The sequence below is a fragment of the Streptomyces corynorhini genome, from assembly GCF_003346515.1.
Taxonomy (GTDB): Bacteria; Actinomycetota; Actinomycetes; order Streptomycetales; family Streptomycetaceae; genus Streptomyces; species Streptomyces corynorhini.
In genome coordinates this window covers 43,792-59,918 of record NZ_QQNA01000030.1, presented here as the reverse complement: position 1 = coordinate 59,918, position 16,127 = coordinate 43,792, and the positions used below count along the sequence as shown (strand labels likewise).

Genomic DNA, 16,127 nt, shown 5'->3' with positions numbered 1-16,127 from the left:
GCGGTGGGGGCCGCGGGCCCCGCGCCCCCCACCGCCGAGGTCAGGCGCCGCACCTCCTGGCGCCAGCGCGCCGCGTACCCGTCCCCGCCCCGGCGGGCCGCGCGCCACGCCGCCGCGAGATCGTCCCCGTACGCCCTCGGCGGCTCCTCGCTCAGCAGCGCCACCACCTCCGCCGCCCGCCGCGCACCCACCTCGGGGGCGCCGTCCAACAGAGCACGCGCCAGCCGGGGATGCAGCCCCACCCGGGCCATCCGGACGCCGCGCTCCGTCACCCGCCCGTCGGCGCCGACCGCGCCGATCGCCGTCAGCACGGAGCGGGCGGCGGCCAGCGCGCCGACCGGCGGCGGATCCAGCAGCGCGAGCCCCGCGGCGGACGGGTCGCCCCAGCACGCGGCCTGGAGCGCGAACGCCGCCAGGTCCGCGACCCTGATCTCGGGGGACGGGAAACGCGCGAGCCGGCCGTCCTGCGCCTGGGACCAGCAGCGGTAGACCGTCCCCCGCGCCTCGCGCCCGGCGCGCCCGGCCCGCTGCCCGGCGCCCGCCTGGGACACCCGTACCGTCGTCAGGGCGCTCAGCCCCCGCGCGTGATCGGTGCGCGGCTCGCGCGCGAGGCCCGCGTCCACGACGATCCGTACGCCGGGCACCGTCAGACTCGACTCGGCCACCGCCGTGGCCAGCACGACCCGGCGCCCCTCCGACGCCCCGGCGAGCACCGCGTCCTGTGCCGCCGCCGGAGCCCGCCCGTGCACCTGGAGCACCTCGGCGCCGACATCGCCCAGCTGCCCGGCCACCCGGCCGATCTCGCCGACCCCGGGCAGGAAACACAGCACATCGCCCTCCCGCTCGGCCAGCGCCCGGCGCACCACCGACGCCACATGCGTCAGCAGCGCCGGATCGACCCGCATGCCGTGGGGAGGCCGTACGGAGGCGGGCGGCGGCGCCCAGACCGTCTCCACCGGGTGGGAGACGCCGTGCGCCGCCACCACCGGCGCGTCGTCCAGCAGCCGCGCCCAGCCCTCGGCGTCGGTGGTCGCCGACGCGGCGATCAGCCGCAGCTCGGGCCGGAGCGCCGACCGTACGTCCAGGAGGAAGGCGGCGACCGTGTCGGCGTCGAGATGGCGCTCGTGGCACTCGTCGAGGATGACCACGTCGACGCCCGCCAGCTCCTGGTCGCGCTGGAGACGCTGGAGCAGTACGCCCGTGGTCACCACCTCCACCACCGTCGCGCGCCCCACCACGCGCTCCCCGCGCACGGTGAAGCCGACACGCTCCCCGGCGCGCTCACCGAGCAGCCAGGCCATCCGGCGGGCCGCCGCCCGCGCCGCGATCCGCCGGGGTTCGGCGAGGATCACGCGCCGCGGCGGGCCGCCGTCGAGCAGCCCGGCCAGCGCCAGCGGCACGAGCGTCGTCTTGCCCGTACCCGGCGGAGCGCACAGCACCGCGCAGCCGTGCTCGTCGAGGGCCCGCTCCAGCGCGGGCAGGGCGGTGTGGACGGGGAGGCTGCCGAGGATGTCGTCGCGGATCACCCGTTCAGTGTCCGTCACGGCCGGTGCCGGACGAGGGGTCAGTCCCGTTCGCACACGAAGATCGCCGTGCCCGGCAGGAGGGTGCCGCGCAGCGGCGACCAGCCGCCCCACTCCTGGGTGTTCCAGGCGGGCCACTCGGGCTCCACCAGGTCGACCAGCCGGAAGCCGCCCGCCACCAGGTCCCGCACCCGGTCGCCGAGGGTCCTGTGGTGCTCGACGTAGACCGCCCGCCCCCGCTCGTCCTGCTCGACATAGGGGGTGCGGTCGAAGTAGGAGGCCGCCGCCGTGAGCCCCTCGGGCCCCGGCTCGTCGGGAAAGGCCCAGCGGACCGGGTGCGTCACGGAGAAGACCCAGCGCCCGCCCGGCCGCAGCACCCGGCGTACCTCGCGGAACACCCGTACCGGCTCCGCGACGAAGGGGACGGCGCCGTAGGCGGAGCAGGCCAGGTCGAAGGAGCCGTCCGCGAAGGGCAGCGCGCCCGCGTCCGCCTGGACCAGCGGGAACGCCGTCGAGCGGCCCTCGCCGATGCGCAGCGCGTGCTGGAGCTGGCGGTGCGAGAGGTCGAGGGCCACCGGGCGGGCGCCCTGCGCCGCCAGCCAGCGCGAGCACTGCGCGGCGCCCGCCCCGATCTCCAGGACGTCGCGGCCCTTCAGCGACTCCTGGGAGCCGAGGAGACCGGCCTCCACCTCGTCGAGCCCCTCCGGGCACCAGACGAAGCGGTCGTCGCCGAGGAAGGTGCCGTGCTCGATCTGGTAGTCGTCGGCGTTGCGGTCCCACCAGCCGCGGTTGGCGCGGCTGCTCTCCGTACCGTCGGAGTCACGGCGGGTCGCCTCGGGCTCGGCCTGGGGTTCTTGCTCTTGGATCATCATGTCCGTCGTCGTATTCTTCGGGGGATTCGGGGTGCCGCCGCCGGGGCCGTTGGCCTCAGCGAACGCGGGTTGTGCCGGGAATGAGAGGTTCAACCCCGGGTGTGCGCCTTCGCGCATTGACCGTGCCCGGCTGCCCCCGTATGCTAAAGGTTGCGCTGCGGGCTTGCGCGCCTCAGACGTAGCAGCCGCGCTCGCATCTGTGTGTCCCTCGGTTGTCGAGGCGCTTTCCCTTTGTCCGGGGCGGCGCTTCCTCGGCTGTCCGGCTTCTACAGGTGGCGATACGGGCTCCCGGCGTAGCAGTACCTACGACTCACTGTCCGCACCGGAGCCCTTTCCCACATGACGAGCAGCACCGAGACCACCGCCACCACTCCGCAGGTTGCGGTCAACGACATCGGTAACGAGGAAGCCTTCCTCGCCGCGATCGACGAGACCATCAAGTACTTCAACGACGGCGACATCGTGGATGGCGTCATCGTGAAGGTCGACCGGGACGAGGTCCTGCTCGACATCGGTTACAAGACCGAAGGTGTCATCCCGTCCCGCGAGCTTTCGATCAAGCACGACGTCGACCCCAATGAGGTCGTCAAGGTCGGCGACGAGATCGAAGCCCTTGTTCTCCAGAAGGAGGACAAGGAAGGCCGCCTGATCCTCTCGAAGAAGCGCGCCCAGTACGAGCGCGCCTGGGGCACGATCGAGAAGATCAAGGAAGAGGACGGCATCGTCACCGGTACCGTCATCGAGGTGGTCAAGGGTGGTCTCATCCTCGACATCGGCCTCCGTGGCTTCCTGCCGGCCTCCCTCGTCGAGATGCGCCGCGTCCGCGACCTCCAGCCCTACGTGGGCAAGGAGCTCGAAGCCAAGATCATCGAGCTGGACAAGAACCGCAACAACGTGGTCCTGTCCCGCCGTGCCTGGCTGGAGCAGACCCAGAGCGAGGTCCGCCAGACCTTCCTCACGACCCTGCAGAAGGGCCAGGTCCGCTCCGGCGTCGTCTCCTCGATCGTCAACTTCGGCGCGTTCGTGGACCTCGGCGGCGTCGACGGTCTCGTGCACGTCTCCGAGCTGTCCTGGAAGCACATCGACCACCCCTCCGAGGTGGTCGAGGTCGGCCAGGAGGTCACCGTCGAGGTTCTCGACGTCGACATGGACCGCGAGCGCGTCTCGCTGTCGCTCAAGGCGACGCAGGAAGACCCGTGGCAGCAGTTCGCCCGGACGCACCAGATCGGTCAGGTCGTCCCGGGTAAGGTCACCAAGCTCGTTCCCTTCGGTGCGTTCGTGCGCGTCGACGAGGGCATCGAGGGTCTGGTCCACATCTCCGAGCTGGCCGAGCGCCACGTGGAGATCCCGGAGCAGGTCGTCCAGGTCAACGACGAGATCTTCGTCAAGGTCATCGACATCGACCTGGAGCGTCGCCGCATCAGCCTCTCGCTGAAGCAGGCCAACGAGGCGTTCGGCGGTGACCCGGCCTCGGTCGAGTTCGACCCGACTCTCTACGGCATGGCCGCGTCCTACGACGACCAGGGCAACTACATCTACCCCGAGGGCTTCGACCCCGAGACCAACGACTGGCTCGAAGGCTTCGAGACCCAGCGCGAGGCGTGGGAGGGCCAGTACGCCGAGGCGCAGACGCGCTTCGAGCAGCACCAGGCCCAGGTCATCAAGTCCCGCGAGGCCGACGAGGCCGCTGCCGCCGAGGGTGCTGCCGCACCCGCCGCCGGTGGCAGTGCCCCCGCCGCCTCCGGTGGTGGCGGCTCGTACTCCTCGGAGTCCGACGACAACTCCGGCGCCCTGGCGTCGGACGAGGCGCTCGCCGCCCTGCGCGAGAAGCTGGCCGGTGGCCAGAGCTGACGCTCCGGTCGCCGCGTAAGCGGTAGCGGACAGCGGAAGTCGTACGTGAGGCCCGTCCCCTCCGGGGGGCGGGCCTCACGCGTGTCCGGCGGCGACACCACGTGGCTGGTCACCATCGACCACCGCCGCGAACCGGGCGCCCCCGCCGAGGTGTTCACCCACGCCGACGCGAACGCGTACCTCCGCGGCGGGACGGCGCACTGCCGCGTCCTCGGGCGAGGACGAGGGCCTCCTCGGGGTTGGCACCGCGGGGTGCGGGGAATGCCCGCGCTCTGTGGTGCGTTCTCTGTTGGGAACACGAGGAGGAGCGGTAACCGTGCTTGATCCGCAGGGTTTGTACGAATGGGAGCCCAAGGGCCTCGCCGTCGTCGACATGGCACTGGCGCAGGAGTCGGCGGGCCTGGTCATGCTGTACCACTTCGACGGCTACATCGACGCGGGTGAGACCGGCGACCAGATCGTCGAGAACCTGCTGGACACGCTGCCCCACCAGGTGGTGGCCCGTTTCGACCACGACAGACTGGTCGACTACCGGGCACGCCGTCCGCTGCTCACCTTCCGCCGGGACCGTTTCTCCGACTACGAGACGCCGACGCTCGACGTCCGGCTCGTCCAGGACGCCACCGGAGCGCCGTTCCTGCTGCTGTCGGGGCCGGAGCCGGATGTGGAGTGGGAGCGCTTCGCGCTGGCCGTACGGCAGATCGTGGACCGGCTCGGCGTGCGCCTGTCCGTGAACTTCCACGGAATCCCCATGGGCGTGCCGCACACCAGGCCCGTCGGTCTCACGCCGCACGGCAACCGGACGGATCTGATGCCGGGGCACCGCAGCCCCTTCGAGGAGGCGCAGGTCCCCGGCAGCGCCGAGTCCCTCGTCGAGTACCGGCTGATCCAGTCCGACCACGACGTGCTCGGTGTCGCCGCGCACGTTCCGCACTATGTCGCCAGGTCGTCGTACCCGGACGCGGCGCTGACCGCGCTGGAGGCGATCACGGCGGCGACGGGGCTGGTGCTGCCGAGCGTCGCGCACTCCCTGCGTACGGAGGCGCAGCGCACCCAGACCGAGATCGAACGGCAGTTGGGCGAGGGCGACGAGGAACTGGTCACGATGGTGCAGGGGCTTGAGCACCAGTTCGACGCGATCGCGGGTGCGGAGACCCGCGGCAATCTCGTCGCGGAGCCGGCGGAGCTGCCGTCGGCCGACGAGATCGGCCGTGAATTCGAGAAGTTCCTCGCGGAACGCGAGGGCGACGGAAGCGCGTGAGCGCCCAGCGGCCCAGCGGCCCGTGGCCTGTGGCCTGTCGGCCTCCGGAGGAGTTGTCGGCAGGCTCTGGGCGCCGTCTGACGGATCCCGCCTGGCGCGCGACGCCCGGCACGCACCGGCGCCGCGTGCTCGGGGCGCCCGCGTACGTCCCGTACACGGGTGATCCTGCGCCCCTCCGTCTGGCGAGAGCGCTCGGCATCCGGACGACGACAGAGCGTCGGGGCGGAGCGAGCGAGACGAGTGCGGCGCACCAGACGCCGCGCGGCAGGCGGGACTTCGAAGCCAGGGCCTAGGGTGGCTCCATGCTGAGGCTGGGACTTACGGGCGGAATCGGTGCGGGCAAGAGCGAGGTCTCACGCCTCCTGACCGGTTACGGCGCGGTACTGATCGACTCCGACCGGATCGCGCGGGACGTCGTGGCGCCCGGCACCCCCGGACTGGCGGCCGTGGTCGCCGAGTTCGGCCCGGAGGTGCTGACCGGCTCCGGCGCCCTGGACCGTCCGAAACTCGGCGGGGTCGTCTTCGGCGACCAGGACCGGCTGCGCGCGCTGAACGCCATCGTGCACCCGCTGGTCCGCGCCCGGTCCGCCGAACTGGAGGCGGCCGCGGGGCCGGAGTCGATCGTGGTGCACGACGTGCCGCTGCTCGTGGAGAACGGGATGAGCGCCCTGTACGACCTGGTGGTGGTCGTGGACGCGTCGCCGGAGACCCAGCTCGACCGGCTGGTACGGCTGCGCGGAATGACCGCGTCGCAGGCGCGCGAGCGGATGGCCGCGCAGGCGACCCGGGAGGAGCGTCGGAGCGCGGCGGACCTGCTCATCGACAACGACGGCCCGCTGGCGGACCTGGAACCGCAGGTCCAGGAGGTCTGGCGGGAGCTGACCGCGCGCGCCGCGGCCCGCTCCCGGGCCGGCCGGGCGGCCGAGGAATAAGCCTGCGCGGTTCCGGCGTTGAACGCGCGCAGCTAGGGAAGGATGCGATCGTGCCCGAGAGTCCCGAAACCCACGTCATCGACTATCGCGCGGCCGAGCAGCTGCTGGCCGCGCGGGATCCGCGCGGGGCCGTGAAGCTGCTGGACTCGGTCATCGCGGCCCACCCGGAGAACACGGCGGCCCGGCTGCTGCGCGCCCGCGCGTTCTTCGCCGCCGCGCAGCTGCGCCCCGCCGAACTCGAATTCGAGCTGGTCCTGGAGCGGGAGCCGGACAACGCCTTCGCGCACTTCGCCCTCGCCCGTACGTACGAGCGCTCGGGCCGTCCCGAGCAGGCGCAGCGGCACTTCCGGCTGGCGGCGGCGCTTGACCCGAAGCCGGAGTACGTGAAGGCCGCCCGGTTCGACGCCGACGGGGCCTGAGCGGGGGTCGGCGGACCCCCGCTCAGGCCCCGTCGGAGCGGGGGTCGGCCGACCGCTGGCCGCCGACCCGGGCTGGGGGCTCGACCCACCTCACGGGCTCACCTCAAAGGCTCAAAGGGGCGGGCTCAGGATGCCGGGTGCAGCTCAGGATGCCGGGTTCGAAGGGGCGGGCAGGGGCTGTCCGGCCCCTTTGAACCCGGTCAGGAGCGGCGCCGCCCGCCGCCCATGCCCGTACGGTTGCGCCGCTGACGTATCAGATCGCGTTCCCTCTCGCGGTCCTCCGTCAGGATCACGTTCGGCCCGTGCCCGGGTGGATACGGGCCGACGTCCCGCCCCGGCTGGAAGCGCGGGCCCTGGCGGAAGTGGCGCAGGATCACGACGAGGTCGGTCACGACGATCAGCAGGAGCACCGCGCAGGCCAGCGCCCACCAGGGCCGCCCGGCCAGCGCGAACACCACGGTGCCCGCGCCGGTCCAGAACACACCCCACAGGCTCAGCCAGAACCGCATGCGCAGGGGGCTGCGCGCGGTGACAGGTTCGCTTCCGGTACGCGTACGCATGACACATCGCACCTCCCGTCCGTTATGTGCCCATCTTCTATGTACCCACTGTCTTCTATGTACCCACTGTCCCGGCTTCGAATGCGCGTGCGGCCGGTGTCAGTGCACCACGCGGTAGCTCCGCCACGGACCGGCGCCGGGCGCGATCACGTCGGAGACCGTGGTGGCGACATAGATGGAGTCCTTGCCGGTGCAGTCGGTCGTCCGGTACATGACGATGTCGGCCAGAGTGCGGTTGGTGACCGCGACCGCCCCGGCCGGTGCCAGCCGGTGACAGCCCCGGACCGCCGGACTGTCCACCTGGACCATGCGCTTCCGCGCGGTCTCGTACGCGATGGTGCCCAGGGCGCTGCGGCCGAGGCCGGAACAGCCGGTGGTGGCGGCGAGAGCGAGGCACGCTGCCCCGGCCGCGAGGCCGAGGCGCCGGTGCTGGGTCACGGACATGGGCGGTCCTCGTCTGTGCGGGAGCGGCGTACGCGGTGCCGGAGCGGCCGGTCCCCGGCGGGTCCGGCGCTGGAGGTCACACTGCCCGATCGCCGGGGTGGCGGCACCCGGGGCGCGTCCGGCCGGGGGAGCGGGCGGGCGGCGGCGCGGCTCGCGGACCGTTCCGTACCCGCCGGTGTCGCGGCTCTTGGGCCGCACGTCTCGACCGGCGGGTCATACAGGGCATACCGTGGATATGAGCACCATCGGTCCGGCGTCTGGGGGCCCATCATGGTCGAGGAACTGGTCATCGCGGTCATCGCGGTGGTCTGCGCGTGCGCTCTCTACGGGATGGCGGCGGCTCGGGTCGTCAAACAGTACGAGCGGGGCGTGGTCTTCCGCCTCGGCCGACTGCGCGAAGGCGTCAGGGGGCCCGGGTTCACCACGGTCGTCCCGTTCGTGGACAAGCTCCACAAGGTCAATATGCAGATCGTGACGATGCCGGTCCCCGCACAGGACGGCATCACGCGCGACAACGTCACCGTGCGTGTCGACGCGGTGATCTACTTCAAGGTCGTGGACGCGGCCGACGCGGTGATCCGGGTGGAGGACTACCGGTTCGCGGTGTCGCAGATGGCCCAGACGTCCCTGCGGTCGATCATCGGCAAGAGCGATCTCGACGACCTGCTGTCGAACCGGGAGAAGCTGAACCAGGGGCTGGAACTGATGATCGACAGCCCGTCGATCGGCTGGGGCGTGCAGATCGACCGTGTCGAGATCAAGGACGTGTCGCTGCCGGAGACGATGAAGCGGTCGATGGCGCGCCAGGCCGAGGCGGACCGTGAGCGCCGCGCTCGGGTGATCAACGCGGACGCGGAGCTGCAGGCGTCGAAGAAGCTCTCCGAAGCGGCCAAGCAGATGTCCGGACAGCCCGCCGCGCTCCAACTGCGGCTGCTGCAGACCGTGGTGGCCGTCGCCGCCGAGAAGAACTCCACGCTGGTCCTGCCGTTCCCCGTCGAGCTGCTCCGGTTCCTGGAGCGGGCCACACCGGCCGAGGCGGTTCAGGCCGTGCAGGCCGTCTCGGGAGCCGTACAGGCAGCCGGGCCCACCGCACCCACCGCACCTGCCGCACCTGACGCATCCGCCGCGCCTGCCGCCCCCGGACCCGCACCGGCTGCCACCGCGCCTGCCGAGTCGGCCGCGCCTGTCACGCCCGCCGCGCCCGCCGCGCCCGCCGAGCCTGTCGCGCAGGACGAGCCGGCCGAACCCGCCGGGGCCTCGCCGCTCGACGCGGCTTCGGCGGAGCCGGTGCCGCCCCGGCTCTGAAACCGCTGGTCAGAGCCGACTGTCAGACCCCCCGCCTAGACTCGCAGAGGTAATCGGATCTCGGGCCGCCCCTGTGCGGGGCCCCGGGTCCGACGGGTTTTCGGCGGGAGGGAGACGACGACCATGCGGCCGTTCACGGTGCCGGCGGGCTGTGCCGCCGTCTTCCTGCCCGCCGGGCTGCCCCGCGAGGGGCGCGTCGCCTTCTGGTTCCCGGACGCGCCGGACCGCCCGCCGCCCCTGACCCCGGTGGCGGACGCGGGGACGGGGGCCGCCTCGGAGCGTTCGGGGCTCGGCGCGGGCGAGGTGACGGTCGTACGGGACGAGGGAGAGGGCGCTCGGGCGCTCACGGCCCTGGCCGTGCTGCTGCCCGTCGCCGAGGCGCTCCCGCTGCTGGTCGGCGCCCGGCACGACAGGTCGGCCCATCCCGCCGCCGCGTGCTGGGGCGCCGCCGCGCTGCACGCCCTGCATGTGATCGCGCGCGGCAGGCTGCTGCCCGGACTGACCGCGTCCGACCACGACGCCTGGCGGGCAGGACCGCTCGACGCCGACGACATCGCGCAGCTGCGCGCCGTCGCCGCCGCGATGCCCCCCGAGGCGCACGCCGTGCCCCTCACCCGGGAGGGCCCGGACGAGGAGGGGCTGCGGCTGCCCGAGCCGGAGGCCCTCGTCCGGGCGTTCCTGGACGCCGTGGCCGACTCCCTGCCGCGCACCCCGGCCGCCGCGCACGCGGCGGGCGCCCCGTTCGCGGCGCGGGCCGCGCAGCATCTGCCGGGGGCCAGGACCTGGGCGGCGGAGGCTGCGGCGGGGATGGACGCGGGGGTGCGGGTCTCGCTGCGGCTCGACCTGTCGGCGTACGAGCTGTTCGACCGGGCGGAGACGGCCGCCGGGCCGGACGACGCCGTGCGCAGGGCCGGGGCCGCCCTGGTCCAGATCCACAGCCTGGCCGATCCCACCCTGGTCATCGACGCCGCGGCGCTCTGGGCGGGGGAGAGCGCCGACAGCTTCGGCCCGCGCGCCCGGATCGACGCGATGCTCGCGCTGCGCAGGGCGGCCCGTGTCTGGGCCCCGCTCGCCCGGCTCCTGGAGAGCGACGTCCCCGACGCGCTGCCGCTCTCCGAGGACGAGCTGTACGACCTGCTCGGCCCCGGCGCCGCCCGGCTCGCCTCGGCGGGGGTCGCCGTGCACTGGCCCCGGGAGCTGGCCCGTACGCTGACCGCCGCCGCGGTCGTGCGGCCCGCGCCGGGATCCGCCACGGACGGCACGCCGTTCTTCGACAGCGAGGAGCTGCTCAAGTTCAACTGGCAGCTGGCGCTCGACGGAGACCCCCTCACCGAGGGCGAGATGGACGCGCTCGCCGAGTCGCACCGCCCGATCGTGCGGCTGCGCGACCAGTGGGTGGTCGTCGACCCCGCCCTCGTGCGCAAGGCGCGCAAGCGCGAACTGGGCCTGCTGGAGCCGGTCGACGCCCTGGCCGCCGCGCTCACCGGCACCGCCGAGGTGGACGGCGAGACGGTCCATGCCGTCCCGACGGGGGCGCTCGCCGCGCTGCGCGACCGGCTCGTCGCCGGCCCCGCCGCCGTGCCCCAGCCGCCCGCGCTCGCCGCCACGCTCCGCGACTACCAGCTGCGCGGGCTGGCCTGGCTCGACCTGATGACCTCCCTCGGCCTCGGCGGCTGCCTCGCGGACGACATGGGCCTCGGCAAGACCATCACGGTCATCGCCCTGCACCTGCACCGCGCCCGCCGGGCGCCCACGCTGGTCGTCTGCCCCGCGTCCCTCCTCGGCAACTGGCAGCGGGAGGCCGCCCGCTTCGCCCCCGGCGTGCCCGTACACCGCTACCACGGCGCCGGACGCACCCTCGACGGCGTCTCGGAGGGCTTCGTCCTCACCACGTACGGGACGATGCGCTCCAGCGCCGACGCGCTCGCCGCCCACACCTGGGGCATGGTCGTCGCCGACGAGGCCCAGCACGTGAAGAACCCGTTCTCGTCCACGGCCAAGGCGCTGCGCACCATCCCGTCACCCGCCAGGGTCGCGCTGACCGGCACCCCCGTCGAGAACAACCTCTCCGAGCTGTGGGCCCTGCTCGACTGGACCACCCCAGGGCTGCTCGGCCCGCTCAAGGCGTTCCGCGCCCGCCACGCCCGCATCGTGGAGAACGTCGAGAACGCCAGGAGCGCCGACGTCAAGGACGCGGAGAACGAGGAGGCGGTGGAGCGGCTGGCCCGGCTGGTCCGGCCCTTCCTGCTGCGCAGGAGGAAGTCCGACCCCGGCATCGTGCCCGAGCTGCCCCCGAAGACCGAGAGCGACCACCCCGTCGCCCTCACCCGGGAACAGGCGTCGCTGTACGAGGCGGTCGTCCGCGAGACCATGGCGGCCATCGAAGCGTCCGAGGGCATCGCGCGCCGCGGCCTCGTCATGAAGCTGCTCACCTCGCTCAAACAGATCTGCAACCACCCGGCGCAGTATCTGAAGGAGGACGCGGCCCGGCTCACCGGCCGCTCCGGCAAGCTCGCGCTGCTCGACGAGCTGCTCGACACGATCCTCACGGAGGACGGCTCGGTGCTCGTCTTCACCCAGTACGTGTCGATGGCGCGGCTGCTCTCCGCCCATCTCACGGCCCGCGCGATCCCGTCCCAGCTGCTCCACGGCGGCACGCCGGTCCTGGAGCGCGAGCGGATGGTGGACCGGTTCCAGTCGGGCGAGACCCCGGTCTTCCTCCTCTCCCTCAAAGCGGCGGGCACCGGTCTCAACCTGACCAGGGCCGGTCATGTCGTCCACTTCGACCGCTGGTGGAACCCGGCCGTGGAGGAGCAGGCCACCGACCGCGCCTACCGCATCGGCCAGACCCAGCCCGTCCAGGTCCACCGGCTCATCGCCGAGGGGACCGTCGAGGACCGGATCGCCGAGATGCTCGCCTCGAAACGCGCGCTGGCCGACGCCGTCCTCGGCTCCGGCGAGGCCGCGCTCACCGAGCTGACCGACCGTGAGCTGGGCGATCTGGTCTCCCTGCGGAGGCCCGCGTGAAGACGCGCCGCACGCCCCGGCACGACGACCGCCGCCGCACGTTCCCCGCCCTGCCCCCGAGGCCCGGCGCGCAGGGCGAGTTCGCCGCCACCTGGTGGGGCAACGCCTGGGTGGAGTCCATGGAGGAGAGCGCCCTCGACCCGGCCAGACTCCAGCGCGGCCGCCGCTACGCGGACGGGGGCCATGTCGACGCGATCACCGTCACCCCCGGCCGGGTCATGGCGTACGTCCACGGCTCCAGGCCCCGCCCCTACCGTACGGAGATCCGGCTGCGCACCCTCGTCCAGGACGACTGGGAGGATCTCCTCGACGCGGCGGCGGCCCGCCCCGACCACATCGCCGCCCTGCTCGACAAGGACATGCCGCACACGCTCGTGGCCGCGGCCGATCTCCTGCCCTCGGTGGGCGACCTGACGCCGGACTGCTCCTGCCCCGACGACGGCTACCCCTGCAAGCACGCCGCCGCGCTCTGCTACCAGACGGCCCGGCTCCTGGACGAGGACCCGTTCGTCCTCTTCCTGATGCGCGGCCGGGGCGAACAGGAAGTCCTCGCCGACCTGACCCGCCGCAACGCCACCCGCTCCGCCACCGAACGGACCGCGAGCGCACCGCCCATGGCGACGGTCGCGGCCGACGAGGCCCTCGTCCCACGCACCCGCCCGCCCCTCCCGCCGCCGTTCCCCGTCCCCGCGCTGCCCGGCAGGCCGCCCGCCTACCCGGATCTCACCGGCGCGCCCGACCCGCTCGCGCTCGACCTGCTCGCCACCGAGGCCGCCGCCCGCGCGCACACCTTCCTCACCACCGGCCTCGACCCCGTCGGCGCGCTCACCCCGTGGCAGGACGCGGTGCGCCTGGCCGCCGCCCATCCCGGTTCCGGCCTGGCCGCCTCCACCCGCGCCCTCTACCGGGATCTGGCGGCGGCCGTCGACCGCACCCCCACCGACCTGGCCCGCGCCGTCGCGGCCTGGCGCCAGGGCGGCCCGGCGGGACTCGCCGCGCTGGAAGAGGCGTGGGACCCGCCGGCCGGCCCCTTCGACCGGGCCCGCCCCGCCCTGGTCTCGGCGGACTTCCCGCACTTCCGCCCCTGGCGCAACCGGCTCTCCACCGATTCCCTGCAGCTCAGGTTCGGCCGCGACGCCCTCTGGTACGGATACGAGTCGGACCGCGGCCGCGAGGACTGGTGGCCGCGCGGCACCCCCGACACCGACCCGGTCGGCGCACTCGCCGCCCTGCTGGGGAGGTGACCGGTAAGGTCGGACGTCCGTACTGGTTCGGCGGTCGAAGGGGGCCCGGTGGGAGCCGAGTTGGCCATGGCGGTGATGACGGCGGTGCTCCAGCAGGTGGCGACGGACGGCTGGACGCGCGCCCGCGACGGGCTCGTGGGCGTCTTCCGGCGACGGCGCTCCGCGACCTCGGACTCGGTGGAGTCCGAGCTGGAGTCGGCGCGCGCCGCGCTCGCCGAGGCACGCCGCCGGAACGACGACGCGACCGCCGACCGGCTGCTCGCCGACTGGAGCGACCGGCTGCTGCGCAACGTCCTGACGGACCCGGACGCCGAGCCCGAACTGCGCGCCCTGCTGACCGAACTGGCGCCCGGCGCGGTCACCTTCAACGGTGAGGTCAGCGCGGGATCCGCGATCCAGGCGGGCGAGATCAGCACCCTGAACCAGCATCTGCACTTCCACGGCCCCACCGCCACGCAGCGGTCGGCCGGCCCGGCCGCCGTACCGGCGGGCCCGGCGGCCCAGGTGGCCCCGGCGGCCCCGGTGGCGGAACATCAGCTGCCGCTGGAGGAGGAGCCGTTCGAGAACAGGGACGAGCAGCGCGCCCAAGTGCTGCGGGCCCTCGACGAGCACCGCGAATCGCCCCTCGTCCGTCCGCTGACCGTCGTCATCAGCGGAGTCGGCGGCATCGGCAAGACCGCGCTGGCCGTCCGGCTCGCCCACGAACTCGCCCCCCGCTTCACCGGCGGCAGCGCCTACCTCGACCTGGACGAGTGGCGCACCGCCGGATCCGTCGACGCCGACGCGATCCTCAGACACCGGCTGCGCCGCCTCGGAGTGGCGGAGAGCTGGCTGCCGGGGGAGTACCGCGCGCTCGTGGACCTCTACAAGGACAGGACCCGCGGCGCGCGCACGGTCCTGGTCATCGACAACGCGTGGTCCGCCGACGAGGTCACCACCCTGCTTCCGCACTCGGCCGACGCGCTGGTCCTCGTCACAGGACAGCGGCGGCTGCCCGCCCTGGAGGCGCGCGGCGCGATCGGACTCGCGCTGGGGCCGCTGTCCCACGGGCACAGCTCCGACGTGCTCCGCAAGATCGTCACCGCCGTACGGCCCGACGAGTCGCCCCGCACGATGGCCGCGCTCGCCCGCCTCTGCGACGGCTTTCCCGCCGCCCTGCGCGCGGTGGGCACCCTCCTCCACGAACACCCCACCAGACGTACGGAGCGGCTCGTCGCCGACCTCACGTCCCAACTCCACGAGAGGGGCCTGCCCGTGGTGGAGGCGGTCTGGAACACCACGTACGACGAGCTGCCCGCGCCCGCCGCGCTGCTCTACCGGCTGCTGCCCCAGTACCCCGGCTACGACATCACCCCGGAGGCCGCGGCGGCCCTCCTCGGCACGGGCTTCGACGACGCGGAGGACGCCCTCGGCGCCCTGGTGCGGGCCGGGCTGCTGGAGATGTCGCCCACCGCGTCGCCCGCGCACGACGGCCGGTTCCGCCTGCACGGACTGCTGCGCGCGCACGCCACGCGCTGCGCCGACCGGCACGGCGACCCGGCCGAGACCGAGGAAGGGCTGCGCCGGCTCCTCCTCTGGTACCGCAGGCAGGCGGAGCGGGCCGACCGCACGATAGCCGCCGCCCGGCTGCGGCAGGCCGAGCCCGTCGCCGAGCTGCCGTACGCGCCCGACCTGCCGTTCGCGGACGAACCGGAGGCGCGGAGCTGGCTCGACGCCGAACGCAAGGCGCTCTACGGATGGGTGCGGATCGCGGCCGGCCTCGGCGAGGACACCCACGCCTGGGCGCTGTGCGAGCCGCTGTGGAAGCACTACGAGGACCAGGGCAATCACGACGACGCGATCCGCGCCTTCACCATCGGCCGCGACGCAGCCCAGCGCTGCGAACGCCCCGACGCGCTGATCCGGCTGCGCTGCCAGCTCGCCCAGGCACTCTGGTTCGGGGGCAGGGCGGCCGAGGCGGACACCGAGACGGAGCAGGCCGTACGGTCGGCCGAGGCGGTCGTCCCCGGCGGCGGACTGCACGCCTCGGCGCTGGAGTTCCGGGGCAAGTTCCTCGCCTGGCGCGGCGAGCCCGACCGGGCCGCCGACTGCTTCCGGCAGTCCCGCGACATCCATCGCGCGCTGCGCCCCGAGCCCAACGCGTACGGCGTCCTGCTCCAGAGCTTCCTGCTCGGAAGGACCCTGCGCGCCGCCGGTCGGCTGCCCGAGGCGGAGACCGAGACACAGACGGCGCTGGAGCTGGCGCGCGAGCAGCGCCACGACCGTATGATCGCGCGGTCCGAGGCCGAACTCGGCCGGATCCAGCGGGCTCTGGGGCGGCCCGAGCGGGCGGTGGCCGCGCTGGAGAGGGCACTGGAGCTGGAGCGGCGGCGCGGCTCGACGTACGACGAGGCCGTGCTCGGCGAGGAACTCGCGGAGCTGGCCGAGGAGAGCGGCGACCCGCGGGCGGCCCGGGAGTACCGCGCCCGCGCGCGCGAGCTGCGGGTACGGGCGGGGGCGGGAGCGGCGCCGCGGACACCCTGAAGGCGAAGGGCCCGGCGGGGCGCTCGCGAGACGCCCGGCCCGACGGCCTCGCGAGACGCCCTCGCCCGACGCCCTGGCCCGATGCGCCGATCCGGTGCGCCGATCCGGTGCGCCGACCAGATGACCTGAGCCGGTGACCTGAGCCGGTGACCTGCGCCGGTGACCT

At 73.8% G+C, this 16,127-nt stretch carries 12 protein-coding genes; 8 read left to right on the top strand and 4 right to left on the bottom strand.

The genetic code is table 11. The features are described from left to right. Window positions 1-1,526 (bottom strand): DEAD/DEAH box helicase (locus DVH02_RS05370; RefSeq protein WP_147286002.1); only part of this gene is annotated, 1,526 nt, incomplete at its 3' end. A 38-nt stretch (window positions 1,527-1,564) separates the two neighbouring features. Then, window positions 1,565-2,395, bottom strand: a complete 831-nt coding sequence (locus DVH02_RS05365; protein ID WP_114622515.1) for a class I SAM-dependent methyltransferase — start codon at window positions 2,393-2,395, stop codon at window positions 1,565-1,567. A 339-nt stretch (window positions 2,396-2,734) separates the two neighbouring features. On the opposite strand from DVH02_RS05365, the gene rpsA reads away from it, so the two are divergent. The 4 genes from rpsA to DVH02_RS05345 all read left to right on the top strand — a co-directional run bounded on the left by rpsA (window position 2,735) and on the right by DVH02_RS05345 (window position 6,858). Beyond that, a complete protein-coding gene (gene rpsA / locus DVH02_RS05360) occupies window positions 2,735-4,246 on the top strand; it encodes a 30S ribosomal protein S1 (RefSeq protein WP_114622514.1) in 1,512 nt (503 codons plus the stop codon). 316 nt (window positions 4,247-4,562) lie between these two features. Then, the gene (locus DVH02_RS05355; RefSeq protein WP_114622513.1) at window positions 4,563-5,507 is read left to right on the top strand and encodes a PAC2 family protein; all 945 of its coding nucleotides are present in this window, start codon (window positions 4,563-4,565) and stop codon (window positions 5,505-5,507) included. Window positions 5,508-5,809: 302 nt separating this feature from the next. After that, complete coding sequence (gene coaE / locus DVH02_RS05350; RefSeq protein WP_114622512.1) at window positions 5,810-6,439, top strand: dephospho-CoA kinase; 630 nt, start codon at window positions 5,810-5,812, stop codon at window positions 6,437-6,439. A 50-nt stretch (window positions 6,440-6,489) separates the two neighbouring features. Next, window positions 6,490-6,858, top strand: a complete 369-nt coding sequence (locus DVH02_RS05345; RefSeq protein WP_114622511.1) for a tetratricopeptide repeat protein — start codon at window positions 6,490-6,492, stop codon at window positions 6,856-6,858. A 200-nt stretch (window positions 6,859-7,058) separates the two neighbouring features. Here DVH02_RS05345 and DVH02_RS05340 read toward each other — a convergent pair whose 3' ends face one another. Further along, on the bottom strand, window positions 7,059-7,418 hold the full coding sequence (locus DVH02_RS05340; protein ID WP_114622510.1) for a DUF6343 family protein: 360 nt from the start codon (window positions 7,416-7,418) through the stop codon (window positions 7,059-7,061). Between the two features lie 99 nt (window positions 7,419-7,517). Further along, the gene (locus tag DVH02_RS05335; RefSeq protein ID WP_114622509.1) at window positions 7,518-7,862 is read right to left on the bottom strand and encodes a hypothetical protein; all 345 of its coding nucleotides are present in this window, start codon (window positions 7,860-7,862) and stop codon (window positions 7,518-7,520) included. A gap of 270 nt (window positions 7,863-8,132) precedes the next feature. On the opposite strand from DVH02_RS05335, the gene DVH02_RS05330 reads away from it, so the two are divergent. The 4 genes from DVH02_RS05330 (at window position 8,133) to DVH02_RS05315 (ending at window position 15,961) form a co-directional block, all read left to right on the top strand. After that, a complete protein-coding gene (locus DVH02_RS05330) occupies window positions 8,133-9,167 on the top strand; it encodes a slipin family protein (protein WP_114622508.1) in 1,035 nt (344 codons plus the stop codon). A 123-nt stretch (window positions 9,168-9,290) separates the two neighbouring features. After that, window positions 9,291-12,194: a DEAD/DEAH box helicase gene (locus DVH02_RS05325; protein ID WP_114622507.1), complete on the top strand. Its 2,904-nt coding sequence runs from the start codon at window positions 9,291-9,293 to the stop codon at window positions 12,192-12,194. Continuing rightward, the gene (locus DVH02_RS05320; RefSeq protein WP_114622506.1) at window positions 12,191-13,438 is read left to right on the top strand and encodes an SWIM zinc finger family protein; all 1,248 of its coding nucleotides are present in this window, start codon (window positions 12,191-12,193) and stop codon (window positions 13,436-13,438) included. The genes DVH02_RS05325 and DVH02_RS05320 overlap by 4 nt, the downstream gene beginning before the upstream one ends. A gap of 48 nt (window positions 13,439-13,486) precedes the next feature. Further along, complete coding sequence (locus tag DVH02_RS05315) at window positions 13,487-15,961, top strand: tetratricopeptide repeat protein (RefSeq protein WP_147286001.1); 2,475 nt, start codon at window positions 13,487-13,489, stop codon at window positions 15,959-15,961. Window positions 15,962-16,127: the final 166 nt, after the last annotated feature.

Excerpts from the sequence above, each read along its gene's own strand:
- DVH02_RS05335 (WP_114622509.1), bottom strand. The coding sequence starts at position 7,862 with ATGTCCGTGACCCAGCACCGGCGCCTCGGCCTCGCGGCCGGGGCAGCG.
- coaE (WP_114622512.1), top strand. The coding sequence starts at position 5,810 with ATGCTGAGGCTGGGACTTACGGGCGGAATCGGTGCGGGCAAGAGCGAG.
- DVH02_RS05330 (WP_114622508.1), top strand. The coding sequence starts at position 8,133 with ATGGTCGAGGAACTGGTCATCGCGGTCATCGCGGTGGTCTGCGCGTGC.
- DVH02_RS05325 (WP_114622507.1), top strand. The coding sequence starts at position 9,291 with ATGCGGCCGTTCACGGTGCCGGCGGGCTGTGCCGCCGTCTTCCTGCCC.
- DVH02_RS05365 (WP_114622515.1), bottom strand. The coding sequence starts at position 2,395 with ATGATGATCCAAGAGCAAGAACCCCAGGCCGAGCCCGAGGCGACCCGC.
- DVH02_RS05340 (WP_114622510.1), bottom strand. The coding sequence starts at position 7,418 with ATGCGTACGCGTACCGGAAGCGAACCTGTCACCGCGCGCAGCCCCCTG.
- rpsA (WP_114622514.1), top strand. The coding sequence starts at position 2,735 with ATGACGAGCAGCACCGAGACCACCGCCACCACTCCGCAGGTTGCGGTC.